Origin of the sequence: Anaerostipes hominis (ex Lee et al. 2021) (assembly GCF_002270485.1) — a bacterium.
Taxonomy (GTDB): domain Bacteria; phylum Bacillota; class Clostridia; order Lachnospirales; family Lachnospiraceae; genus Anaerostipes; species Anaerostipes hominis.
Map to the genome: position 1 here is coordinate 1 of NZ_NQOG01000031.1, position 25478 is coordinate 25478.

25 protein-coding genes and 1 pseudogene are annotated in these 25478 nt (G+C 46.0%); 5 read left to right on the forward strand and 21 right to left on the reverse strand.

Annotated elements, in window-relative coordinates:
* Positions 1-845, reverse strand: a pseudogene (locus CI597_RS19575) (transposase); the annotation flags it as partial.
* Between the two features lie 165 nt (positions 846-1010).
* On the opposite strand from CI597_RS19575, the gene CI597_RS16335 reads away from it, so the two are divergent.
* Positions 1011-1217, forward strand: a complete 207-nt coding sequence (locus tag CI597_RS16335) for an excisionase (RefSeq protein ID WP_002341493.1) — start codon at positions 1011-1013, stop codon at positions 1215-1217.
* Between the two features lie 78 nt (positions 1218-1295).
* Positions 1296-2489: a tyrosine-type recombinase/integrase gene (locus CI597_RS16340; RefSeq protein WP_024728615.1), complete on the forward strand. Its 1194-nt coding sequence runs from the start codon at positions 1296-1298 to the stop codon at positions 2487-2489.
* 403 nt (positions 2490-2892) lie between these two features.
* Here the strand turns inward: CI597_RS16340 and CI597_RS16350 are convergent, their stop codons facing one another.
* Genes CI597_RS16350 through CI597_RS16360 form a run of 3 tightly spaced genes read right to left on the reverse strand, consistent with a single transcriptional unit; the run spans position 2893 to position 4280 of the window.
* Entirely contained in the window at positions 2893-3240 is a 348-nt protein-coding gene (locus CI597_RS16350; protein WP_024728616.1) for a DUF2752 domain-containing protein, read from the reverse strand.
* Positions 3241-3846, reverse strand: coding sequence for a DUF4190 domain-containing protein (locus CI597_RS16355; protein WP_024728617.1), 606 nt, complete (start codon positions 3844-3846; stop codon positions 3241-3243).
* 5 nt (positions 3847-3851) lie between these two features.
* The gene (locus tag CI597_RS16360) at positions 3852-4280 is read right to left on the reverse strand and encodes a GNAT family N-acetyltransferase (RefSeq protein WP_330607103.1); all 429 of its coding nucleotides are present in this window, start codon (positions 4278-4280) and stop codon (positions 3852-3854) included.
* A 92-nt stretch (positions 4281-4372) separates the two neighbouring features.
* Between CI597_RS16360 and CI597_RS16365 the strand changes: the two genes are divergently transcribed.
* Positions 4373-4894 (forward strand): phosphatase PAP2 family protein, encoded by a 522-nt coding sequence (locus CI597_RS16365; RefSeq protein WP_024728619.1) that lies wholly within the window; start codon positions 4373-4375, stop codon positions 4892-4894.
* On the opposite strand, the gene CI597_RS16370 is transcribed toward CI597_RS16365, so the two are convergent.
* The 16 genes from CI597_RS16370 to CI597_RS16445 all read right to left on the reverse strand — a co-directional run bounded on the left by CI597_RS16370 (position 4820) and on the right by CI597_RS16445 (position 19694).
* Positions 4820-5272, reverse strand: a complete 453-nt coding sequence (locus tag CI597_RS16370; RefSeq protein ID WP_024728620.1) for a DUF1934 domain-containing protein — start codon at positions 5270-5272, stop codon at positions 4820-4822. The two genes, CI597_RS16365 and CI597_RS16370, sit on opposite strands and share 75 nt — an antisense overlap.
* Positions 5273-5281: 9 nt before the next feature.
* Entirely contained in the window at positions 5282-6100 is an 819-nt protein-coding gene (murI, locus tag CI597_RS16375) for a glutamate racemase (RefSeq protein WP_024728621.1), read from the reverse strand.
* A gap of 2 nt (positions 6101-6102) precedes the next feature.
* Positions 6103-7155 carry a D-alanine--D-alanine ligase family protein gene (locus tag CI597_RS16380; protein ID WP_024728622.1) on the reverse strand — a complete coding sequence of 351 codons (1053 nt, stop codon included), beginning with the start codon at positions 7153-7155 and terminating at the stop codon, positions 6103-6105.
* A 58-nt stretch (positions 7156-7213) separates the two neighbouring features.
* The gene (locus tag CI597_RS16385; RefSeq protein WP_024728623.1) at positions 7214-8011 is read right to left on the reverse strand and encodes a glycerophosphodiester phosphodiesterase family protein; all 798 of its coding nucleotides are present in this window, start codon (positions 8009-8011) and stop codon (positions 7214-7216) included.
* The gene (locus CI597_RS16390) at positions 8008-9357 is read right to left on the reverse strand and encodes a CCA tRNA nucleotidyltransferase (RefSeq protein WP_024728624.1); all 1350 of its coding nucleotides are present in this window, start codon (positions 9355-9357) and stop codon (positions 8008-8010) included. Before CI597_RS16390 ends, CI597_RS16385 begins: the two co-directional genes overlap by 4 nt.
* A 9-nt stretch (positions 9358-9366) precedes the next feature.
* The gene (proS, locus tag CI597_RS16395) at positions 9367-10803 is read right to left on the reverse strand and encodes a proline--tRNA ligase (RefSeq protein WP_024728625.1); all 1437 of its coding nucleotides are present in this window, start codon (positions 10801-10803) and stop codon (positions 9367-9369) included.
* A 52-nt stretch (positions 10804-10855) separates the two neighbouring features.
* Complete coding sequence (locus tag CI597_RS16400) at positions 10856-11392, reverse strand: hypothetical protein (RefSeq protein WP_024728626.1); 537 nt, start codon at positions 11390-11392, stop codon at positions 10856-10858.
* A gap of 6 nt (positions 11393-11398) precedes the next feature.
* Positions 11399-11899, reverse strand: coding sequence for a tRNA (cytidine(34)-2'-O)-methyltransferase (locus CI597_RS16405; RefSeq protein WP_024728627.1), 501 nt, complete (start codon positions 11897-11899; stop codon positions 11399-11401).
* Positions 11900-11901: 2 nt separating this feature from the next.
* Positions 11902-13062 (reverse strand): aminotransferase class I/II-fold pyridoxal phosphate-dependent enzyme, encoded by a 1161-nt coding sequence (locus CI597_RS16410; protein ID WP_024728628.1) that lies wholly within the window; start codon positions 13060-13062, stop codon positions 11902-11904.
* On the reverse strand, positions 13062-13544 hold the full coding sequence (locus CI597_RS16415; protein WP_024728629.1) for an Lrp/AsnC family transcriptional regulator: 483 nt from the start codon (positions 13542-13544) through the stop codon (positions 13062-13064). The genes CI597_RS16410 and CI597_RS16415 overlap by 1 nt, the downstream gene beginning before the upstream one ends.
* Positions 13541-14542 (reverse strand): AIR synthase family protein, encoded by a 1002-nt coding sequence (locus tag CI597_RS16420; RefSeq protein ID WP_024728630.1) that lies wholly within the window; start codon positions 14540-14542, stop codon positions 13541-13543. Before CI597_RS16420 ends, CI597_RS16415 begins: the two co-directional genes overlap by 4 nt.
* Before the next feature lie 13 nt (positions 14543-14555).
* The gene (locus CI597_RS16425; RefSeq protein ID WP_034550194.1) at positions 14556-16058 is read right to left on the reverse strand and encodes a VanW family protein; all 1503 of its coding nucleotides are present in this window, start codon (positions 16056-16058) and stop codon (positions 14556-14558) included.
* Between the two features lie 135 nt (positions 16059-16193).
* Positions 16194-16898, reverse strand: coding sequence for a PolC-type DNA polymerase III (locus CI597_RS16430; RefSeq protein ID WP_024728632.1), 705 nt, complete (start codon positions 16896-16898; stop codon positions 16194-16196).
* Between the two features lie 3 nt (positions 16899-16901).
* On the reverse strand, positions 16902-17552 hold the full coding sequence (gene nth / locus CI597_RS16435; protein ID WP_024728633.1) for an endonuclease III: 651 nt from the start codon (positions 17550-17552) through the stop codon (positions 16902-16904).
* 13 nt (positions 17553-17565) lie between these two features.
* Positions 17566-18981, reverse strand: a complete 1416-nt coding sequence (malQ, locus tag CI597_RS16440) for a 4-alpha-glucanotransferase (protein ID WP_024728634.1) — start codon at positions 18979-18981, stop codon at positions 17566-17568.
* Positions 18982-19094: 113 nt separating this feature from the next.
* Positions 19095-19694: a TetR/AcrR family transcriptional regulator gene (locus CI597_RS16445; RefSeq protein WP_024728635.1), complete on the reverse strand. Its 600-nt coding sequence runs from the start codon at positions 19692-19694 to the stop codon at positions 19095-19097.
* Positions 19695-19876: 182 nt separating this feature from the next.
* Between CI597_RS16445 and CI597_RS16450 the strand changes: the two genes are divergently transcribed.
* The gene (locus tag CI597_RS16450) at positions 19877-21961 is read left to right on the forward strand and encodes an efflux RND transporter permease subunit (protein WP_024728636.1); all 2085 of its coding nucleotides are present in this window, start codon (positions 19877-19879) and stop codon (positions 21959-21961) included.
* Between the two features lie 2 nt (positions 21962-21963).
* Positions 21964-23856, forward strand: a complete 1893-nt coding sequence (locus CI597_RS16455) for an X-X-X-Leu-X-X-Gly heptad (protein WP_024728637.1) — start codon at positions 21964-21966, stop codon at positions 23854-23856.
* 46 nt (positions 23857-23902) lie between these two features.
* Here the strand turns inward: CI597_RS16455 and CI597_RS16460 are convergent, their stop codons facing one another.
* Positions 23903-25267, reverse strand: a complete 1365-nt coding sequence (locus tag CI597_RS16460; protein WP_024728638.1) for an MATE family efflux transporter — start codon at positions 25265-25267, stop codon at positions 23903-23905.
* Between the last annotated feature and the right edge of the window lie 211 nt (positions 25268-25478).

Here is a 25478-nt window from a genome sequence, read left to right on the forward strand (position 1 = left end):
TAATGATCGACAAAGGGTTTGATGCAAAGAGCTGCGGATTTACAGTAGTTGGCAATGCTCTGATGAGAGATAGTGATACCGTAAAGGTCATGGAGCGCCTGCTTAGTTTTCCTGAGAGAAAGTCCAAGATTCACATGCATAGTCAGACATAGAGACATGGTGTGGGAATCAAACTTGGTGAATTTGAGAGAAGAGGCATTCTTTGGGAGAGAGTTTAAATCCATCCGAAAGAAATCTATCGTGAATTCACGGTAGATGTAGTGAAGCTTATATTTATTTTTACCGTAATCCTCATTCAGATGCTTTTTATCAACTTTTTTCAGGTTGTGCAGATAGTAAGGACACTTAGGATTTACGCATTTATGAATAATAAAGTGTTTACGGTCTTTCTTGTGTTCAAGATTGCGGTTGCAGTGAGGACACTTTAACACGGTAGTTTTGGAAAAACGGTTATCTTTGGTTGGAGAAAAATGTGTCTGGCAGACCTTGCACAGCACTTGGGATTTTCGTTTCCCATCGTTCCACGTGAGATAGTCAACCGGCGCACCGCAAACAGGACAGTGACAGGATTTGGGGATATCACATTCCACGCGTCTGAACACAGGCTTAATGGATTTATGGTAACGCCGCTGATAGTAAGAGATGAGATCCTTCCAGTTCCATTCCTGTTTATAGGAAATGAATTTGGGGAGCTGATCAATTTTAAATTTTTGATATTTCGGAGAATGGGAATCATCGAAAGCCCACTGCTTAAGTGGGATGTATCTACAGATAAAGTTAATAAGCCAGCAAAGTTGTTTATGTTGGTATTGAATAAGTTGAAGTAAATAAAGTATAATGTCCATGAGCAATGAACTCCTTTCGTATTATGTTTGGTTGTGGTAACTACATTATACTTCAAAAAGGGAGGTCATTGCTCTTTTTATTGCAAACTCCCATAAAATCAAGGTTAAAACAATAAGACAGGTAGTAAAACTTGACACTACCCATTGAAAGTGAGGGGGTGTTTTATGAGTAATGCACAGGACATTCCCGTATGGGAAAAATACACCCTTACCATTGAAGAAGCGTCAAAATATTTTCGTATCGGAGAAAACAAGTTAAGACGATTGGCAGAGGAAAACAAGGACGCTGGCTGGCTCATTATGAATGGTAACCGCATACAGATTAAACGCCGACAGTTTGAACAGGTCATTGATAAATTGGACGCAATCTAATGCAAATAAGCCTTGTATGTGTTATGATGAAAACAAGTCATATCAAGGCTCTTTCCAACAAGGAAAGGAGCAGACACCATGAAAGAAATAAGACGGGATAACAAAGGACGTATCCTGCATACTGGAGAGAGCCAACGAACAGACGGAAAATACTTATATAAATATGTAGACGCATTTGGAAACACAAAATATGTGTATGCTTGGAGATTGACACCCACAGACCCGACACCAAAGGGAAAACGGGAAAAGCCCTCACTTCGGGAACTGGAACAGCAGATAAGACGGGATATAGAGGACGGTATCGACAGCACAGGCAAGAAAATGACCCTTTGCCAGCTCTACGCCAAACAGAATGCACAAAGGGCAAACGTGAAGAAAAGCACACAGAAACAACGGGAACAGCTCATGCGGTTATTGAAAGAGGACAAGTTAGGTGCTAGGAGCATTGACACAATCAAACCCTCTGACGCTAAGGAATGGGCGTTACGCATGAAAGACAAAGGCTTTTCCTACAATACCATTAACAACCATAAACGCTCGTTAAAAGCGTCATTCTATATTGCCATACAAGACGATTGCGTGAGGAAAAATCCCTTTGATTTCAAGTTAAGTGAAGTCATAGAAAACGATACAAAAGAGAAAGTCGCATTGACAGAGGAACAGGAACAAGCCTTACTGTCATTCATCAAGACAGACAATGTGTATCACAAGTATTATGATGATGTGCTGATACTGTTAAAGACTGGACTTCGTATCTCGGAATTGTGTGGACTGACAGTCATGGACGTTGATTTTATCCATGAGGTTGTGGTTATCGACCACCAGTTATTAAAAAGCAAGGAACAGGGCTATTACATTGAAACGCCTAAGACAAAGAGCGGAACAAGGAAAGTGCCATTAAGCAAAGAAACGATACAAGCATTTCACAGAGTGATTAAGAAACGCCCAAAGGCAGAACCATTTGTGATAGACGGACGGAGCAACTTCCTATTTGTCAATTCCAAAGGCAAGCCAAAGGTGGCGATTGATTACACAACGCTATTTATCCGTATGGTAAAGAAATACAACAAGCACCATAAGGATAACCCCTTGCCACATATCACACCGCATACACTACGCCATACGTTCTGCACAAGGTTGGCAAGCAAGAACATGAACCCAAAGGATTTACAGTATATCATGGGGCATTCAAATATCAGTATCACTATGAACTGGTATGCTCATGCGTCCATAGATACCGCAAAATCAGAGGTTCAGCGTCTAATTGCATAAGAAGTATTTACCACGATTTTAACCACGATTGACAGGGAAAATATAAGAAGATAGACCTAGATATGTGAGGTTTACCACAAAAGCAAAATGCCCGAACAGCTGATAAAATGGGGCTATTCGGACATTTGAGAAGATTTGAAAAGATAAGGAAAAAGACATATATAATTTATATTCAATTTTTTATATTTCTGTAATTTAGATAAAACTTCTAAGTTTTATTTCATAATTAAACTTTCTGGAAATTTTAACTTGACCACTTCATTTTTGTCTTTTAGAATATAAAATTGATGATTTTGCCGTCTCTTGTCTATTTTCTAAGTATACATCATTCATAAACAAATAAAAAAAGCAGTGCCGGAATCTTTTTCGTATCCGCACTGCTTTCTATATACCACAAGTTTAATTAATAAAAATCTCCCAAATAATCATAATGATAAAAATACAGTCCGATATCTCTGAGTATTCCAAATCCAAAAAATATCGCCAGTCCCACATACAGCATCCACATACGGAACCGAAAAATCTCTCCGGTTCCCTTTCCGGTTTTCCTGACCGCTGCCCCGACGGCAAGCCACCCTGCAATTAAGACAAGATAGGTAAACGTTGGATTGCATTTCAGCGATGTCAAAAAATCAAGTCTTAAAAAAGCCAGTGCTGCCCTGGTCCCTCCGCAGGCGGGGCAGTAAAGGTTGGTGGCCAGTTTAAATATGCATGGGAATGTTGGGATGAATCTCCAGATCTTCTGCATCATTTAGATTTCTTCGTCCCAGTTGTCGCTTGTATCTACATCGTCCGTATCATCCCAGATATCATCATCGTCAGAATTGGTGTCATGGGTATCATACTTGTTGATGTAGCTTTCGTAATCGTCGCTTGCAAGATTTACAGCCACAAAGACAGTGATCATGATGGAGAGGACCAGCCCACAGATGCCGCAGATCAGACCTGCCACAGCCTTGCCGTCCTTCTTTCCCATGTATTTCGGGGAAATACAAAATAATACGATCGCAACGATGCCGAGGACAAATGACACCGGGAAACAGCAGCAGGCCAGGGCTATCGCCAAGACTCCAAGTACAAGAGAGACCGTTGCATAGTTGTTTTGAGGCGGCTCTTCCTGACTCTGATATGCGGGTCCGCCGGTCTGGCCTCCCTGATATCGGTAATCAGCCTGCCGGTTCTCCTGATAATAGTATCCGCTCTCACCGACTACAATCGTATCGGATGAAGCAGTCTGATTCTGGTTCTGCTCCGCTTCGGCTGCACTCCCGGCCTCAGTCTCTTCCTGAATGCACTCTTCCTCCGCCGGCTGTTTGATCTCTTCTCCCGTATAAGGGTCATATCTCTTCTCTTCCATATATTTTATGCTCTCCTTTCATTTAGGTATCTTATCATGCCGGGTCCCAGACTCTCGTTGGGTCTGGAAATAAAACCATGGGCCTCATAAAAGGCTTCTCTTCCCTTTGCACACATCAGATCCAGCATCATCTCCGTATTATCCTCCCTGATACTCTCCACGAAAGCAACCAGATTCTCAATCAGTTTGCTCCCCACTCCGGCCTTTTGGTAGTCCGGGTGTATCATGAGATCCTGAATATAGCAGATGACCGCTCCGTCCCCTACGATCCTTCCCATGCCGACGATCCTGTCATCCGCATAGGCCGCCACCACATAAAGACTGTTTTTCAGCGCCTTCACGGCCTGAGTTCTTGAGAGCTTTTTAAAGCCTACAGCTTCCCGGAGCCAAAGGTAGGTATCCACTCCGATGTTATTTGCAACTAGTGTAATCATCTTCATTCCTTCTATCTGTTGTAATTCATTTTGATATTATAACACGAAGCCGGGTTTTGTGATATAATTTAGTAAAAAAGTGAGGAGACTTTATGGATTTTGAAATACTCAACTTTATACAAACACATTTAAGAGCCCCGTTCCTGGATGATTTCTTCTCCAGGATCACACATTTAGGCGACGCGGGCACGATATGGATTCTGATCGCGGTTATCCTTTTGTTCACAAAAAAATACAGAAAAGCGGGTGTCGGCATGCTCATTGCCATGCTGGTCACTTACATACTGGGAGATCATATCATCAAACCTCTCGCAGGCCGGGCGAGACCTTTTACTCACCGGGATATCGAACTGCTGATCCCGCCTCCGGGCCAGTATTCTTTCCCGTCCGGTCACACGGCTTCTTCTTTCTGTGCCGCCGTATACTTGTTTTTATACAACAAAAAGCTGGGAATCCCAGCTTTTGTCCTGGCAGCACTGATCGCGTTCAGCAGGCTCTATCTGTATGTACATTTTCCAACCGATGTCCTCGGCGGAATCCTACTGGGCACTGTCTGTGCAGTCTCTGTTTTCCGGCTGTTTGGACGCAATGGACACGTCGATGGAGCAGTCTGAAACATGATCTGAGTTGATGGACAGTCCGTAGTCGATGTGCAGCGCCATACTGTCCTCTTTCTCCTCAAAGTCGATCTTGCTTGTGTTAATCCCAAGCAGAAGACTTCCGAAAGGAGTGTCATAATAAGTGAGGTTTTCTTTTCCCCGCTCAAATACCATATGGGAGCTGCTGGCTCCCTTTTTTGTTACTTCCACGATTTTCGGGCTGATCTTGAGACGGTTTTTTACGACCTGGGAATCATCGGTCAGCTCATCATATATGACATAGTGCTTTCCATTTTTCAGATAATAATCCCCTGTCGTCATCAATTCGATGGGTTCTTCCGTGCCGGCATCCAGCTGAAGACCGGAAATATTGATAATCACTTCTTTGTTCATTTGTCTCCTCTAATACCTTTCAATATCTATAGGGTGTACTTTTTCCACATGACAGGGCAGAACCCGGTCCGCAAAACTCAAAAACTGGTCTTCCATATCGCTGACATAATAATGATACTCAGCTGTATGGCCGCTTTCCGCTTCCATCTCCCTTTCTCTCAGCAGTTCCTTCAGGGATTTTGCCGTCTCGTAGGCAGGATTAATCAAAGTCACATCGTCGCCCACAAAATTTTTGATAGGATTTTGAAGCAGAGGATAGTGAGTACATCCAAGGATCAGGGAATCGATCTGATACTGGTCAAACTCCCTCAAATATCTGGATACCATATCTTCTGTGATCCTGTCGTCGATCAGTCCCTCTTCCACGAGAGGCACGAACAGAGGACAGGCTTTTGTCACCACTGTTACATCCGGATTCAGTTCCCTTAAATACTTCCCATATTGGCCGCTCTTTACAGTGGCATTGGTCCCAATGATGCCGATATGGTGATTCTTCGTGGCCCTGGCAGCCGCAACGGCCCCCGGACGCACCATGCCGATCATGGGAACGATATATTCCTGCTGGAGCTTGTGCATGGCAAGGGCGCTGGCCGTATTGCAGGCTATCACGATAGCCTTTACATTTTTGCTCAGCAAGAAATTCACGATCTGCCTGGAATAACGGATGACCGTATCTTTCGACTTCGTACCATAGGGCACCCTGGCCGTATCGCCGAAATAGATCAGGCTCTCATCGGGGAGCTGTCTCATGATCTCCCGGGCTACGGTAAGCCCCCCGACCCCTGAGTCAAACACTCCGATGGGTGCATTGTCATGTACATTGCTCATTTTTATTCAAACCTTTCTTCCGCAAGACGGATCAGTTCGTCTGCAAGGGCCGGAGTTGTGATTCCCTGTGCCGCCCAGAGCATCGGATACATGCTGATGGACGTAAAGCCTGGAAGGGTATTGATTTCATTAAATACTACTTCCCCGTCCTCTGCAATAAAGAAGTCCACACGGGAAAGCCCGTATCCGTCCACCGCCTTAAAAATATCAGCTGCGGATTTCCGGATCTCCTCTCTCGTTTCTTCCGACATCGGAGGATCGATCAGGGTCTTTGATTCTTCGTTGTTATATTTAGCATCATAATCATAGAAATCGGCAGCGGCCAGAATTTCTCCCACACCGGAAGCCTTTATCTCTTTTCCTCCGAGGACTGCACATTCCACTTCCCTTCCCACGATAGTCTCTTCCACTAAAATATTGCGGTCATGTTCAGCGGCCTTTAACAGTGCCTTTGAAAGCCCTTCCCTGTCCTCAGCCTTGGAAACTCCCACGGAAGACCCTGCACGGGAAGGTTTCACAAACATCGGATAAGAAAGCTTTGCCTCCGCCCTGTCAAGAGCATCCTCCATCTGGTCCAGATCGCTCCTGCGGATATGGACAAACCGGGCCTGCCGGATTCCAAGATCCTCCACGATAATCTTTGTATAAACCTTATCCATCGATACTGCAGAAGCCAATACTCCGCATCCCACATAGGGAATCCGGGCCATCTCAAACAGTCCCTGGATCGTTCCGTCCTCTCCGTTTAAACCGTGAAGCACCGGGAAAATTACATCCACAGGCTGCAGCCGGTATGTACCCTCTGCGAGGAGTACCAATGCCCTGTCTTCCGTATCCGGAGAGATGATCGCATTCACCCTGGATTCTCTCCAGCTTCCGTCCTCAATATCTTTTAATTTATCCACAAGCAGCCAGCGGCCGTCTTTTGTTATCCCCACTAAAATCACATTATACTTTTCTTCATCCAGGCTTCGTATGACTGTGGCAGCCGAAACACAGGATACTTCATGTTCGGAGGATCTTCCCCCGAAGATCACAGCGATATTTTTCTTCATATCTGACTTACATCTCCTTCCGAGTGCGCAATGTTATCATATTCACGCTCCGCGTACATTATATCATAAACTTTTCAAAAATAAATCCATAAAACTTTCTGCGGTACTTTTCATATTCCTCTCTGCTTCGGAAAGTCCATCCATAGACCGGAATACCGGAAATCTTCCGACACAGCCTCAGGGACGGCTCCTCCCAGTAAATATATTTGTATGCAATAAAATCCGGTTTGGCCGCAAAATTCGTCAAAAGATTCTGCTCTGCCCAGAAGGCAAGCTGATTCCCCCTATGACGATCTTTTCTGAAATTCATGGACAGCTGCCCGCGTATGACTTCCGGACGGTTTAGTCTGAACCAGAACAGTGCAAACGGATGAAAGGACTCCATACAGTAAAGTCCCCGGTACTGATCCAGTGCTTCCGCCGCCAGCCGGCAGAGTTTCCGGTCGCAGTGCTCCATTTTCAGTTCCACCAGGAGCGGCACCTTTCCGTCTACCAAAGCCAGCACATCCGCAAACCGTGGAATCCGTTCTTTTGTCTCCATCAGAGAATATCTCTTAAGCTCCCGATAAGTCAGATCACGGATCTTTTTATTGACGCCGCAGGTTCTTTTCAAATCGTAATCATGATGGACCACCATCACATCATCTTTGGTAAGCTGTACATCCAGTTCAATCCCGTATCCGTAAATGACCGCATTCCTGAAAGCCGCCATGGAGTTTTCCGGTATCCCGTCAAAACCGTGGAGTCCCCGGTGTGCAAAGCATTTTGTTTCCAGCACCGGATGCTTTCTCGGCTTCCCCGGATAGATCATATACAGGTAAAGAAAAATACAAAACGGAATCACAAGTATGATCATAGCTCTCCTCTTTTCTCCCTGACAGCCTGCTCCAATACTTCTCTTTTATTTTGGGCCGGATCTTCCAGCACAAGTTCTAAGAGTCCTGTCAGCATTTCTCCTATTTCTTTGCCGGGTTTCATTCCCAGACTGATCAGATCCTTTCCGTCAAGGGCCAGATCCTTCACCTGAAGACAGTCCTTTTCCTCTTTGATTTCCTCAAACAGCAGTCTCGTACTGTCAAGGATCCGCTGCTTTTCTTCCTGCATAAAAGTGCTCTGGGCTGATATATCTGCCTGCTGGATTTTTACAAGCTTTTCAAACAGCGGCACAGAAATCCTGCTGGCCCAGCGTCTCACAGTCTTTTTATTGACTTCACCCAAAGAAGCGAACCGTACATCATGCCAGTATACAAGTCTGGTCACCTGCTTTATCGTTTGGTTGTCAAATTTCAGCCTTCTCAAAATCTTCCTGGACATCTCTTCTCCGATGATATTATGCCCCTGAAAGCTGTCTTTTACCTTTCCCTCGACTCTGGCTTCAGGCTTTCCCACATCGTGGAGCAGCATAGTCCACCGCAGAATATGGTCAGGCTCAGTATTTTTTAAAGCCTCCACCGTATGAACTCCTACGTTATAGCAGTGATGGGGGTTGTTCTGAGGTGTCTCCATCATCCGGTCAAATTCCGGGAGCACCACTTTTGTAACTCCCAGATCATATGCGTCAAGGATCGTTTCCGGGTGATCGGACAGGAGAAGCTTTGTGAGCTCCGTCTGAATCCTCTCTGCACTGATATCTTTTAAGAACTTCGCCTGCTTTTGTATGGCCTGCTTTGTCTCTTCTTCTATCACAAATCCAAGCTGTGCCTGAAAACGCAGTGCTCTCAAAATCCTGAGCGCATCCTCATCAAAACGTCTGCGGGCATCCCCCACACAGCGGATGGTCTTCTTTTTGAGATCCTCCGCTCCGCCGTAATAATCGATCAGTCCGTCCCTGTCATTGTATGCCATGGCATTGATGGTGAAATCTCTTCTCAGCAGATCTTCTTTCAGGGATTTAGTAAAACAGACTTCCTCCGGCCTTCTGTGGTCTTTGTATTCTCCATCCACCCGGTAAGTGGTCACTTCAAATGGTTCTTTTCCCATCATGACTGTCACCGTACCGTGAGCAATTCCCGTATCGATCGTATATGAAAAAATCTCCTTTACTTGGTAAGGAGATGCGGATGTGGTAATGTCCCAGTCCGTAGGACATTTCCCCAAAATGCAGTCCCGGACCGGGCCGCCTACGACATATGCTTCGTAGCCGGCCTGTTCCAGCTGATTTATGATCTGTTTTGCTTTTTCAGGTATCACAATCTTAAACATAAAATTCCTTCAATATGCTTTTCCGAAAAGAACCATCTTCTTAGCCGGTTTTCCGCAGTGCACACACACGTCCCCGAGATGTTCCTGTACAAATGGCATACATCTGGTTGTAGCTCCTGTCTCGTCCTTGATGGCTTCTTCACACTCGGTTTCCCCGCACCACATTGCTTTAACAAAGCCCTGCTGCTTTTCAATGATCTCCGTAAACTCATTCCAGTTTCCTGCCTCGTGAGTATTCTCCTCTAAATGCTTTTTAGCCCGTTCCAGCATGTCTTTCTGCATCTGGTCAAGCACCTCTGAAAGCTTTGTTTCGATCTCGTCAAGGGAAACAAAGACTTTTTCTCTCGTATCGCGACGCACAATCACTGCCTGGTTCTTTTCGATATCTTTCGGTCCGATCTCAATCCTGGTCGGGATTCCCTGAACTTCCTGTTCACTGAACTTCCATCCCGGACTCTTGTCGGAATCGTCTACTTTTACTTTATAGTTTTTAGAAAGACGTTCTCTGATCTCTTCTGCTTTTTCAAGAACTCCTTCCTTCTTCTGCATGATCGGCACGATCATCGTCTGAACCGGCGCGATTTTCGGAGGCAGTACAAGCCCTGAATCATCACCATGGACCATAATAATAGCCCCGATGATACGCGTGGACATCCCCCATGATGTCTGATGGACATACTGGAGTTTGTTGTTCTTATCGGTATACTGGATGTCGAATGCCTTGGCAAATCCGTCTCCGAAGTTATGGCTTGTCCCTGACTGAAGAGCCTTTCCGTCATGCATCAGTGCTTCGATCGTATAAGTCGCATTGGCTCCTGCGAACTTTTCTTTCTCCGTCTTCTGTCCTTTGACAACCGGAATTGCCAGATATTTTTCACAGAAATCTGCGTACATATTTAGCATTTGGACTGTGCGCTCCTCAGCCTCGTCCGCCGTCGCATGGGCCGTGTGTCCTTCCTGCCAGTAAAATTCAGAGGTGCGCAGGAACGGTCTCGTGCTCTTTTCCCAGCGTACTACGGACACCCACTGATTATATAATTTCGGAAGGTCCCTGTAAGACTGGATGATATTAGAGTAAAAATCACAGAACAGAGTTTCAGAAGTCGGCCTTACACAGAGACGCTCCTCGAGCTTCTTATTCCCTCCGTGAGTCACCCACGCAACTTCCGGCGCAAAGCCTTCCACGTGGTCCTTTTCTCTCTCCAAAAGGCTTTCCGGAATAAACATCGGCATTGCCACATTTTCCACACCTGTCTCTTTAAATTTAGCATCCATTACTTTCTGAATATTTTCCCAAATGGCATATCCGTTGGGGCGAAGGATCATGCATCCTTTTACACTGGAATATTCAATTAATTCTGCCTTTTTAACAACGTCGGTATACCACTGTGCAAAGTCTTCATCCATTGCAGTGATGGCTTCTACCAGCTTCTTTTCTTTTGCCATGTGATTGATCTCCTTCTTATCTCCTAATTTATTTAAAATATCTTTTTATTTCTCATGTACTGCCCTGTCTGATGTCATCTTCCGTCTTACTGCGTATTCTTATCTTTTCCTGCTGCTTTAATTCCATATAAAAAGTGGCCAGAGAAACCTGAACCCATGGAGCGACCACCAGAACGCCCACTCCCAGGAACAGCAGACCGATAAACAGCCGCGGGATAAAAAACAGCCAAAACGTGATTAATCTCAAGTAATTACCATGCATCATTAAAACTTTTCTCAGAAGCAGCCATAAGATTCCTTTTGACTTATTCTGAAATACATAAAAGATATATTCTACGTTCGCTTCCACACCCATCGCTGTCATCATACAGGCAAAAATATTTCCTGTCCAAAAAATGAACATCAGCAGCTGTTTTGAAATTTGTATCAGCAATGCAGGCGCCAGAAAAGGGAACAACATTACTAAGCCTATTTTCCATGTTTGAAGACCCATGACGATCATTATAATAATGACTTCAATTATAACCAAAGTGTAGAGGCTGTCTTTCGCCCTTGTCTTCGCTAATTCCCAAATATCCCTGAATTTCATTCTTTCCTACCACTCGTAGCGGTGCAGCTGTCCTTCTCTCTGGAAATGACCGAATCCCTGCTGTCTCAGCACCTCATAGGCAACGATTGCCACAGAGTTGGACAAATTCAGAGAACGGATTTCAGGAAGCATTGGAATCCTGACTGCAGTCTCCTTGTAGTCCAGCAGGATTTCTTCGGGTATACCGGCGCTCTCCTTGCCGAACATCAGATAGACGTCTTCATCCGCCTCCCCATAAGTAACATCTGCATAGGTCTGCCTGGATTTCGTAGTTGCCATATAAATTTTAGGATAATGATTTCTCTCAAGAAAATCTTCAAAATTCACATAGGTCCTCACATCCAGGTGCTCCCAGTAGTCCAGCCCTGCCCTTTTGATCATCTTTTCATTCAGTTTAAATCCCAGCGGTTCGATCAGATGCAGGACCGCGCCGCAGGCAACGCATGTCCTTCCGATATTTCCGGTATTGGCCGGCATCTCCGGCTCATGCAGAACAATATGCAGCATGATTATCTCCTTAGTTTCTCAATAAATGTGCCAAGCCTGTTCAGGGCTTCTTTCAGCTCGTCGATGGAATACGCATAGGATACTCTCAAATATCCTTCTCCGCAGGCGCCGAAAGCTGTTCCCGGGACGATGGCAACCTTCTGTTCTTTCAAAAGTTCTTCCGCAAACTTCTCCGAGCTCATGCCAAATTCCTTGATGCACGGAAATGCATAGAATGCCCCTTCCGGCTCAAAACAATCGAGTCCCAGTTCCCGGAATCGGTGAAGCAGATAGCGTCTCCTCTGGTTATAGGAATTTTTCATCTCCTCCACCTCATCATCACAGGCTCGGAGTGCCTCCACCGCTGCGTACTGGCTCGTAGTCGGCGCCGCCATGATACCGTACTGATGAATCTTCACCATCTGCTCCATGATGACTTTCGGAGCTGCAGCATAGCCCAGCCTCCATCCGGTCATGGCAAATGCTTTGGAGAAACCGTTGATGACGATGGTCCTTTCCTTCATATCCGGAAGCGCACCGATGCTGACATGCCTGTGCCCGTATGTAAGCTCGGAATAGATCTCATCGGAAATCACCAGCAGATCATGTTCTTTCGCAAAATCGGCGATAGGCTCCAGATCTCTTTTCGTCATAATAGCGCCTGTAGGATTATTCGGAAACGACATGATAATGGCTTTTGTCTTATCTGTCACCACCTCCTCAAGCTGTTTTCTCGTCAGCTTGAACTTATCTTCCTCTTTAAGCTCCACAGTGACCGGGATCCCGTCGGACATAATGACACACGGCACATAGCAGACAAATGATGGCTGAGGCACAATCACCTCATCACCCGGGTTTAAAATTGCCCTCAGAGCCACATCGATCCCTTCGCTTCCGCCCACTGAAACAATCACTTCGTCATTGCGGTAGCGCATGTGATATTTTCTTTTTAAATATCTGCAGATCTCATCTCTGAGTTCAACAAGTCCGGCATTGGATGTATAAAATGTCCTGCCCTTCTCAAGAGAATAAATACCTTCTTCCCTGATCCGCCACGGAGTGTCAAAATCCGGCTCTCCAACACCCAGTGAAATCGCTTCCGGCATCTCGCTCACAATATCAAAAAATTTCCGGATGCCGGAGGGTTCCAGCATCACGGCCTTTTTAGACAGCATATCTTTCATTATGGAGTCACCGCCTGTCTTTTATCTGCTTTTTTTGCCTCCAGCACCGTTCCGTGGTCCTTATATTTTTTAAGGACAAAGTGAGTGGCCGTACTTAATACCGCCTCCAGAGGAGCCAGCTTTGATGAAGTAAACATAGAGATCTCCTTCATTGTCTTTCCTTCCAGCATGACCATGAAATCATAGGCCCCCGACATCAGATACAGCGCTTTTACTTCCGGGAAATTGTAGATTCGCTCTGCGATCTTGTCAAAGCCTTCTCCCCTCTGAGGTGTCACTTTTACCTCGATCATGGCAGTCAGCTGTTCCCGGCTCGTGTGGTCCCAGTTGATCAGCGTGTGATAACCGCAGATGATGTGTTCCTTTTCCATCTCGGCAATTTCATTGGCTATGTCTACTTCCGTAGAATCAAGAAGAACCGCCAGCTCTTTTAAGTCCAGACGGCTGTTCTTTTCTATTAATTTTAATATTGATTCTCTCAGCTCTTGATCCATGATCTCTCTCCTATCTTATACAATTCGTCTTGTTTCGGAGCTTCCAGGCTTGCCGCCTTACCCTGTCTGTAAATGATCTTATCATTAGAATCTGTGGTACGGCCGATCACCGAGGCCTTGATTCCTTCCTGTTCCAGTTCTCTCACAAGAGCATTCCCGTGATCCGTAACGATCAGCATGGAACCGCTGGAGATCAGCTGGTACGGGTTCAGATCAAAAAACTCACACAGCTCGATCGTATGCTGCCTGACCGGAATATCCTCGATAGAAACTTCCAGTCCCACGCCCGAGGCCTGGGCCACTTCCCAGAGAGCACCGTAAATTCCGCCCTCTGTAATATCGTGCATAGAGGAGGCATACTTCCGCGCAATCTTCCCCTCAGGGACAACCGTAACCTGTTCAAGACAGGCCTTCGCCTCGTCAAGGAACTCTTCCGGAAAACGTTCTTTTAACAGTTCCTCCCGTTCCCTGGCTATGATACCGGTTCCTTCCAGGCCGATGTATTTGGTCACCACGATATCCTGCCCCGGCGCGGCGCCACTGGTGGACACAAGTTCTTCCTCTTTCACCTTGCCGACTCCGGTGACAGAAATAAGGGGCTGCCTGACCGCATCGGTCACCTCTGTGTGCCCCCCGATCACTGCAATGCCAAGCTTTACGCACTCTTCCTGTACCTCGGCCGACAGCTGCCTGAGTTCTTTTTCCTTCGTCTCCGGAGGGAGCAGGACTGTGAGCATGAGTCCCACCGGTTCGGCTCCCGAAGAAATCAGGTCATTGGCGGTGATATGCACTGCCAGCCTGCCCGCTTCTTTGGCCGCTCCTGTGATCGGGTCAGTGGAGAGTACGAATACCTCTCCTTCTTCAAGCTTCAATGCCGCACAGTCTTCTCCAATGCCGGGACCGATCAGGACTTCGTCCCGCTTCGTTCCCAGCTGTTCTAATATAACTTTTTTTAATGTGGCTTCCGGAATTTTTCCTATCTTCATGATTTTCCCCTGATCAATTCTCTTTGGATGTTTGAGTTGCCTGAGTACTCTTCTTCTCTGTTGATTTCTTCGCAGGAGTCTTTTTCTTTGCTGTAGATTTCTCCGTTGATTTTTCAGTCGATTTGCTGTCTTTCTTTTTCTTATCCGCGTCTTTTTTCTTCTTGTCTTTGTCCTTATCCTTCTTTTTGGTTCCTACTCTCACCGTGTTCGGAGTCGCCATATAGCTGGACGTATTAAACAGAATCTTCTGTGTCTTCTTGCCCTTTTCCTTGACGATCTTCCAAAGCTTGGCAGTGTAGCCGGTGTGTCCGACCTGTTCTACGATCCGTTTACCCTCTTCCAGTGTCGGGTCCTTGATCACTTTCTCCCCGGAACTGTTTCTCACAGAAGTCGTCTCAGAGACAAACTCCACGTGTCGGTCCGGATTGGTTTTCTGTCCGTAGACGCTGAAAGTGATATTAGAACCATCGGCAATTCCTTCTATATATACAGGGAAATCATACTGGTTCTCAAACTTCAAATCCTTATAGGTTCCCGCGATGGCTGCATCGGCAGATCTCGGCACATAGGATACCGTCATAGAGTGAGGATGGCGTTCTTTGATCTTTAACTCTGCCCGGATCACCGCATTGTAAAGTGTCGTAGATACCTGGCAGATCCCTCCTCCATAAGTCTGGACTGTCTGACCGTTCTCATAAGAGCCTGCCAGATAATAACCATTCTCACTCGTAAACGGAGAAACCGCTTTGTACACGGAAAAAGTCTCTCCCGGATACACGACCGTTCCATTGATCATCTTTGCGCCGTTGGCAACGTTTCCTTTTCTTCCCGGTGCCGAAGATCCGTAATAGGTCGTCTTTGTCCCCAGCTTATCTTTGACTTTCGCCATGTCTTCGCTGGTATACTCCGCCTTTTTTCTTGTGACTTTCAGAGGTACTTTGAAGCTTTCCGCCTCAACCTGCTTTTTGTATGCCTTAAACGTACTCTTTTTGTCCAGCGCATACCCTGTCTTTTCTTTAATGATGACAAACTTTCCATTCTTTCTCTTTAAAGATGCATTTTTAGGCTCTGAGAGAATCTTTTTCGCGGCAGAATCCAGTTCCTTGTCAAATGTCTTCTGGTCGTATCTGCGCTCGGTCTTTACGACTGTCCTGTCCTTCTTTACCTGGGAATAACGGTTTATAATGCTTCCCGAACGTCCCACGTCATAGGCATCTTTTACTGTTTCCTCCACATCCCATGTAACGCCTGTCTTCGAAAGTTTCGTCACTGCTTTCTTGCCGTCCACATAAAATGTAATATCTTTTGCCTGTTCCTTCTGTATATAATCTTCAATCTCTTTTTTTGCTTCTTCTTTCGTCATTCCTCCAAGGGATTTTCCTTCAAATATAACCCCCCGGACTATTTTATTATCTTTGGTAGCCCCTTTTACCGTCTGACTGATATATACAAATACACCAATGCAGATTACGGCTAAAATCCCGGCAGCAATGCCGGCTTTCATTCTTTTTGACATACCTATCCTTCCTAAAATGTTCGCGTCTGCAAAATTGTTGTCCTTATTATACCATTAAATAACCGGCCACTGTCGTGCCGACCATTACAATCACCAAAAGGATTGCTATGATCCCGGCGATCATTCTTTTCTTTTTCATCGCATCACCCCATATTTTGAAATAATCTCGTCTATTGTCTTGGAAGCTTCACTCATTGTCAGTCCGTCTATGCTGCCGTTATCCTCTATTTTATGATATTTCCTCAGTTCATTCAAGTACCGTTTTTGCTTTGCCGTGATCATCTGGAGTTTTTTGGGACGGTACTGAAGCGGTTCCGGAACAAAGACCTTCTGGTCCTCTCCGAATTCTCTCTTCATGGACTCAAATACGACTGCTGTTGCCAGTGCATCGTCATAGGCCCTGTGAGCCGCCTGATTGACATAGTGATAATGCTCACAGAGGCTCGAAAGCTTTTTGCTCTCCAGACCGCGAAGCAGCAGTCGGGCGGCCCTGAGGGTATCAACCCCTTCTTTTTCAAAAGCATAATGGAATCTCTTTGCCGCAGTCTTCATGAACCGGTAGTCAAACATCAGATTATGTCCCAGCACCGGATAACCCTCGCTGAATGCGAGGAAGCCCTCCACGCCTTCGCGCATGGGGATTCCGCCGTCCAGCATCTTCCTGGTAATCCCTGTCAGCCGGATAATAAAATCCGACACTTCCCGTTCCGGATAGATAATGCAGTTGTATTTTCCGGCAATCTTACCATTTTTGACCTTCACCGCACCGATCTCGATCACCTGATCTTCCTCCACGGAAAGTCCTGTGGTTTCCAAATCAAAGGCAACGTACTCTTTCATAGGCTATACCTCACATGACGGGCAGACACTCTTAAGGGTACATTCTCCGCATTTCGGCCGTCTGGCGATACAGATGTTTCTTCCGTGGGTAATGATCTGGATATTGTAGAGAATCCACTGCTCTTTCGGCAGCACCTTCATCAAATCATACTCAATCTTCACCGGATCATCGTTCTTCGTCAGATATAATTTTTTGGAGATCCTTTTTACATGGGTATCCACCACGATGCTCGGCTCATGAAAGATATTTCCCCGGATCACATTGGCGGTCTTTCTTCCCACTCCGTCCAGAGCCGTCAGTTCCTCAATGCTCTCCGGCACTTCTCCTCCGTGCCGCTCTATGATCTGACCTGCGGCTCCGATGATGTTTTTTGCTTTATTTTTATAAAATCCTGTGGAATAAATATCTCTCTCCAGTTCTTTGATATCTGCCCGGGCAAATGCCTCCAAACTCGTATATTTTTTAAACAGCTTTTCTGTTACGATATTGACTCTGGCATCTGTACACTGTGCGCTGAGCATCGTCGCGATCAGAAGCTGCCATGCATTTTCATGGTTTAAATAACATTTGTATTCTGTCGTATAAGTCTCGTTCAGAATATCACAGATTTTTCTCACTCGTTCCTTTGTTACTCTTTTGGATACTTTCGCCATAGGTTTCTGCTCCTTATGAGTTTCCTCCGATAGTTTCTTCTGACCGGTATCGGTCATGCAGCGTGAGGATCGTTTTCCTCAGTTCACTGTTCAGCTGTTCTTTTGTGACTCTCCATTCCCAGTTGTCCCCCACAGTGGAAGGCGTATTGATTCTGGCCCGGCTCCCGAGTCCCAGGTAATCCTGAAGCGGAATGATCACCGTATTTCCCCTGCTCTCAAGAGCCAGAGAAATCAGATCCAGGTTCACCTCTCCGGTGCGCACGATCGTGCTGTGGTCTAAATAGTGATGCAGGAAATTCTTATCTGCCTCCGGCATGTCTCCATACCACCCAAGGACCGTATCGTTGTCATGGGTGCCTGTATAAACCACACAGTTTTCTTCATATTTATGCGGCAGATACGCACTGTCATCCCATGCCCCAAAGGCAAATTCCAGTATCTTCATTCCCGGATAGCCGATCTCCTTTTGCAGCTCTCTCACAGAATCTGTGAGAAAACCGAGATCCTCCGCAATGATCTTCACATCCCCAAGCCTCTCTTTCAATGTCTTGAAAAAATCTAGGCCCGGCCCTTTTTCCCAGTTGCCGCCTGCTGCTGTCTCGGCATCTGCCGGAATGACAAAGTATTCGTCAAAGCCCCGGAAATGGTCCAGTCTCAGCACATCATACAATAGGAAATTGTGGCTTAACCGCTTCAGCCACCAGTCAAATCCTGTACTTCTGTGATAGTCCCAGTCATAGACAGGATTTGACCAGAGCTGGCCGTTTTCTGCAAAGGCATCCGGCGGGCATCCTCCCTGGACTCTCGGCTCTCCCTGTTCGTCCAGCTGAAACATTTGCGGATGTGCCTGAAAATCGGCACCTTCCTTTGCCACATAGAACGGCAGGTCGCCAATGATACTGATGCCGTTTGCATTGGCGTACTGTTTCAGCTTCAGCCACTGGCTCAAAAATTTGTACTGGACAAAGCAAAAATACTCTCTCCCTTTTCCCGGCTGTTTTAAATCCATATATCTGCAGAAATCATCCAGCCACTCTTTATGGACATGTTTGAAATCTTCGTAGTCTTTTCCTCCCCGGAACCGGCTGTATGCGATCCAAAGCAGGATCTCCCTGGACATAAAGACTCTGTCGTAGTCTACTTTGTCCTCGCCGTCGGCAAAGTCCCAGCTGTCACATTCCTCAGGAGTCAGGAGGCCTTCTGCCTGGAGCTGCTTTAAGTCAATATATAAGACGCTTCCCGCAAAGCTTGAATAGGATAAATATGGAGAATTCCCTTCCCCGATCGTACCCAAAGGCAGGATCTGCCAGTAAGACTGGCCTGTTGATTTCAGAAAGTCTACAAACTGGTAGGCTTCTTTAGAAAAGCACCCGATGCCGTACGAAGACGGCAGGCTGAAGATAGGCAGCAAAATACCACAAGATTTCATTCATTACTCCTTATAACTACTGATGAGGGTTTCATCATCTGATTAACAGTTTTCGTATCCCTCATTATATCATGATTTCCTGTGGTTGTTTGCTTAAAATAACGTACATCGTACTATTTTTGATGATTTTTTATAATACTGCGGATCGTTTTATACAAAAACGGCTTTAATTGCTCCAATGTAACGGGCTGTCCGAACAGAATCGCATTGTAACAGCTTCCGGAAATCAATTCCACGATCAGGTAGATCATTGTTTCCGGCTCCTCAAATTCCCTTCCGGATTCCTTCATCAGATTCATATAAGCTTCATATATATTTTCATAGTCTCCGTCCATTGGTTCATTGATCGCATTTTTAAAGATGCCCCATCCCAGATGTTTGGAGATCAGTTTCAGGAGCGTGGGATTCCGGTACAGCTGATCAATAATATTATCTGCCAAAAACACGATCTTGTCTTCAAACAGCCGGATCTTTGCTCTCTCCAGATCCCTGTAAGCCTTTTTAAAAATCAGTCCGGCCCGGTGTGCGATCAGCTTATACCGGATATCGGTCTTATCCTTAAAATAAAGATAAAATGTCCCCTTGGCGACCCCTGCCTGACTCACGATATCCGAGATCGATGTCTTCTGATAACCATTTTGTGTAAAAAGGTGATATGCCGTGTCAAGAAGCGCTGTTTTCTTTCTCTTTTTATTTTCTTCTACTTTACTCATTGGCTTGTATCCCCCTTTTGCTTATGCCTTCTTATAACATAATTATACTTTAAACTGACTATAAGTCAATATTTTTCAAAAACCGAAAGATTATTCTGGATAATTATTGACTTTTAGTCATTTCTATAGTATACCATTAATAAGAAAAATGACTTTTGGTCATTCATTTAGGAGGACTGATTATGATTAAATTTGGAAAATGGATCGCAAAGCATCGGAAATTGATCGTTCTGCTTTCCGTTCTGCTGTTGATCCCATCACTGATCGGCATTTCCAAAACCAGGATCAACTATGACATCCTGAGCTATCTCCCCAATTCACTGGAGACAGTCAAGGGTCAGGACATCATGGTAGATGAATTTGGAACCGGGGCTTTCTCCATGGTCGTCGTGGAAGACGCCAAGGTAAAAGACGTCCAGAAGATCAAACACAAAATTGAAAAAGTAGACCATGTAAAAAAGGTTCTCTGGTACGACGACCTGGCAGACACCACTTTTCCAAAGGAAATGCTGCCGGAAAAAATCCGGAATGTTTTCTTTAACAAGAATGCGACGATGATGATCGCCCTGTTTGACAACACCACGTCATCCGACGAAACGATGGAAGCGGTCAGCCAGATGCGCCACGTAGTAGGCAAACAGTGTTTTATCAGCGGCATGTCCGGAATTGTCACGGATATTAAAAACCTGGCACTGGAAGAGATGCCAATCTATGTGGTAATCGCTGCGGCGATGTCTCTGCTCGTGCTGTGCCTCACGATGGAATCCCTGCTGACGCCGGTTCTGTTTCTGGCAAGCATCGGCATCGCGATCTTATATAACCTTGGAAGCAACATCTTCCTCGGGGAGATCTCATACATAACGAAAGCACTGACGGCGATCCTTCAGCTGGGGGTGACGATGGATTATTCCATCTTCCTGCTCCACAGCTATGAAGATAACAAGGTACGGTTTGACAATGATAAGCAAAGAGCCATGGCTCATGCGGTTTCCAACACCTTTAAGTCAGTTGCGGGCAGTTCCGTTACGACGATTGCAGGTTTTGCCGCACTTTGTTTTATGACCTTTGCCCTCGGCATGAACATCGGTATTGTCATGGCCAAAGGTGTGGTCATCGGTGTTGTCTGCTGTGTAACGCTTCTGCCGTCCCTGATCCTGATCTTTGATAAATGGATTGACAAGACGACACACAAGTCCATCATCCCGGACCTGTCCAATGCCTCCCACTTTATCACGAAGCATTACAAAGCAGCGGTTTTGATCTTTCTGATCCTTTTGTTTCCTGCCGTTTACGGAAATAACAACACACAGATCTACTATAACATTGATAAATCACTGCCCCAGTCTCTTCCGAGCAACGTTGCAAATAAGAAACTGAGCGACGATTTTCATATGAGCAATATCCATATGGTCATGCTAAAATCCGGCATGTCTGCAAAGGAAAAGTCTCAGATGCAGAAAAAGATCGAACAGGTAGACGGAGTCAAATGGGTCCTGGGCATGGATTCCGTGGTAGGTTCCGCAGTCCCGACCGATATGATCCCGGGCACAGTGAGTGAGAATCTGATCAGCCCCCATTATGAGATGGAGTTCATCTGTTCTGACTACAAAACAGCAACCGATCAGGTCAACCGGCAGATCGCCAGGATCAATACCATCGTAAAAAGTTACAGCAAAGAATCTATGGTGATCGGGGAAGCTCCCCTTACAAAAGATCTTGCCGATGTGACAAATGTGGATCTCCGCAATGTCAACATCGCATCGATCGCAGCCATTTTTATCATTATTATGATCGTATTTAAATCGGCATCTCTTCCGGTTATTCTGGTAGCCGTCATTGAATTTGCCATCTGTGTCAATATGGCGATCCCATATTATACGGGAGAGGAACTGCCCTTCGTGGCAAGCATTGTCATAGGCACCATTCAGCTGGGTGCAACCGTCGATTATGCGATCCTTATGACCAGCCGCTATCAGAAAGAACGCATCCGTGGGAATACCAAACGAAAATCCATCCGCATCGCCCATGAGACATCCATGCTTTCTATTATTACAAGCGGACTCAGCTTTTTTGCAGCAACGTTCGGAGTAGCGCTTTACTCCAAGATCGATATGATCAGTTCTATCTGCACTCTGCTCGCCAGAGGAGCCGTCATCAGTACGGTCAGCGTTGTGTGCATCCTTCCGGCGATGTTTATGATATTTGATAAATTGATTTGCAGGACAACATTTGGCATGGGCCATATTCAGGAAATAAAGGAGGACTAAACATGAGGAAAAAGACATTGAGCAAGGCTTTGGCTATGGCAGCTTCACTGGTTTTGTGCGCTTCAATGGCCGCAGCTCCAGTATATGCGGCTGATTCCCAGGAAAAAGAGGAAACTGTCTATGTAAAAGCAGACGCTGAAGGCAATACACAGACGGTCATTGTCAGCGACTGGCTGAAAAACAAAAAGAAATCGGCAAAAATCAAAGATGCTACCGATTTAAATGACATTGAAAATGTGAAAGGCGACGAGACTTTTCAGAAGGGCAGCAAACACAGCATCACCTGGGACGCCAACGGCAATGACATCTATTATCAGGGAAAGACTGACAAAGAACTTCCGGTCTCCATGCAGGTGACTTATTACCTGGACGGCAAAGAAATCAGCCCGAAGGATTTGGTAGGAAAGAGCGGAAAAGTTCGGGTACGCTATGAGTTTACAAACCATGATGTACATAACGGGATCTATACGCCGTTTACCATGATCACCGCTGTTATTCTGCCCACAGAGCATTTCTCAAACGTAAAAATGGAAAACGCCAGGGATATTTCCGACGGCAGCAAACACATTCTCATGGGCGTAGCCTTCCCCGGACTGTCTGACAGCCTGAAGCTAAAAGACAGTGCCATCGGCCAAAAATTTGATATTCCGGATTCCTTTGAATTCACCGCGGATGTGAAGGACTTCCAGATGACAGTGACCGCAACCGTGGCTTCTGCCGACACTCTCTCAGAGTTCGGCCTGGATAAAGTTGATACGATTGATGAACTGAATGATTCTCTGACCACCCTCTCCAATGCCTCAGAGAAACTGGTAAACGGTTCCGGGGAACTGCTCTCAGGAGTTAAGGAGCTGAGGGATGCTTCCAAAACTCTGAAAAACGGCACCGCAGTCCTCAACAAGAAAACCAAAGAACTGTCCAAAGGCTTAAATACTCTGGATGATAAAAAGGATGATCTTATTTCCGGTGCCAAAAAGCTCAGCAAAGGCACCAAGGATCTAAAGGCAGGGACCAGCGAACTGGAGAAGAAAACAAAGTCTCTTCCATCTATGATGAAGGAGCTCGCCTCCGGACTGGAAAACATAAAGTCTCTGACCGGCAGCCTTCCGAGCCGGCAAAAACTTCAGGAGCTTGCTTCCGGACTGGACTCCATTACTTCCTCTTTTGAAACTATCAAAAGCGCCAACATCCAGTACAGCCAGGCACTTCAGGGACAGATCGACAGCCTCACCGCTATGCTCGGCAGAGGAACAGTTTCTGATTCCGCTGATGTTGGTGATATTAGAACAGCAATTGGAACCATGCAGGCCATCCAGGGCAAAATGAAGGATGAGAATGATACCATCGACCAGCAGAGCAAGGCTTTATCCTCTTCCTTAGCTCCCGCAAAGGCATTGATCCAGAAACTGAGCGATCCGTCCACTCAGGCATCCTTTAAAAAATTAAACAGCCTGGACACCAGAGAACTGACCACTGCTGCATCCAGCCTCCGTTCGGCGGCAGTGAAACTGAATAAAGGCGCCGGAGATCTCTCATCCGGACAGAGTGATCTGGTATCCGGAACAAACCAGCTCGGACAGGGAATCCACACTGCAGCATCCGGCGGCAAAAAGTTAAGCTCTGCGACCGGCACGCTGGCATCCGGCGGCAGCAAACTTTCCTCCGGCACAGACGCATTGTACACAGGTGCCGACACGCTCAATACGGGCCTGATTCAGTTTAACCAGGACGGCATCCAGCGTCTGGTAAACATCATGGACCATGACGTCCAAAATACTCTGGACCGGATCAATGACACGGTAAAACAGGGAGATAAATACCAGACTTTCACCAAAAAAGCAAAAGGCACAAAAGGCAGTGTCAAATTTATGATCGAGACAGAAGAAATTGAATAAAAAAGTAATCCACGGAATGGTTTTAATACCAATTCCGTGGATCTTTTTATGCTTCCGCCTTTTGTAATTCCAGTTCTTTTTCTCTTTCCTTTAATTCTTTTGCTATCTTTATAAACAGCAGAAATGAAACACCCAGTGACGCCAAATCCGCCACAGGCTGGGCAAATATGATCCCCTCAAGTCCAAACAAATAATTTGTGACCAGCAGGACCGGGAAGAATACAAGCCCCTGCCGGCTCAGCGACAGGATCAGGGACGGTATTGCTTTTCCCATCGCCTGGAACCCAAACATAAAGACGAACATAATGCCGATGACCGGGCCGGAGATCATTAAGACTCTCAGCATCCTCACACCATGGGCTACCACCGATCCGTCATTGATAAATGCCTGGATGATCGGCTCCGTAAACAACAGATAGAGCAGCGACAGAACCGTTCCCATGATCACATTGCATGCCATGGAAAACTTCATGGTCTTTTTCATTTTCTCCAGATTGCCTGCTCCGTAGCAGTATCCGATCAGAGGCGCAACACCGGAACCCAGTCCAATCTGCACCAGGATAACCAGCATATTTGCCTTCATGGCCACACCCATGGCCGCCACCGGAATATCGCCGTAGGATGCCAGAAAATTATTCAAAATAATATTTGCAGTGCTCATCAGGATATTATTGATTGATGCGGGAATCCCGATGGCAAATACACCGGACAGGATTTTTTCTTTTGCCGTAAAGTGCTTCGGTGAGATTGAAAGCCCTGTCTTCATCTTCGCAAAAAAGAACAGATAAAACACCACGGTACAAATATTTCCGATGATGGTTGCGATGGCCGCTCCCGCGACTCCCATGTTCATGCCGAGTATCATCACCGGGTCCAGCACGATATTAACGATAGTACCGATCATCATTCCGATCATTGAAACCTTCGCAGCTCCCTCTCCTCTGACCACATTGTTAAAGGCCATGGAGATTACGACAAATACAGCTCCCAGACCGATATAGGTCAGATAGCTCCGTGCATATTCTTCTGTGTTGGGGCTGCATCCGATAAGTTTCAGAATGACCGGCATCCCTCCCAGAAAGACGATCATCATAATGACACCGGCTATAATACTTCCGTAAAAACAAAAACTGCTGATCTTCTTTACCTTTTCCATCTCTCCCTCTCCAAGCATCCTGGAGATATAGGAACATCCCCCGATGCCAAAAATGTTTCCTACCGCCATGAGCAGCATAAACACCGGTGTCGTCAGAGACACTGCCGCAACCTGGTTCGGGTCTCCGGTCTGTCCCACAAAAAAGGTATCGGCCATATTATAAAAAATAGTTACCAACATACTCAGCACTGTGGGCAGGGCCAGCGTGGCCACTGCCTTTGGCACCGGATATGATTCAAATACTTTATTATCCATTTGTTTCTTCCTCCTTTTATCGTAAATGCAGCCAGCTACATGATAGAATATAATAGAGTTTCTTTTATGAAACTCTCCTCCTGGAGTCATGACCGCCCGTAAAACGGGCGGCTTGTTCTGAGGCTATAAGCCTCTGTTACCGGCCAGCGCCTAAAGACGCTGGCTTTCACTTTGTTCAAGCCTTAACGCCCTTGACTCGTCGCTGCCCTTG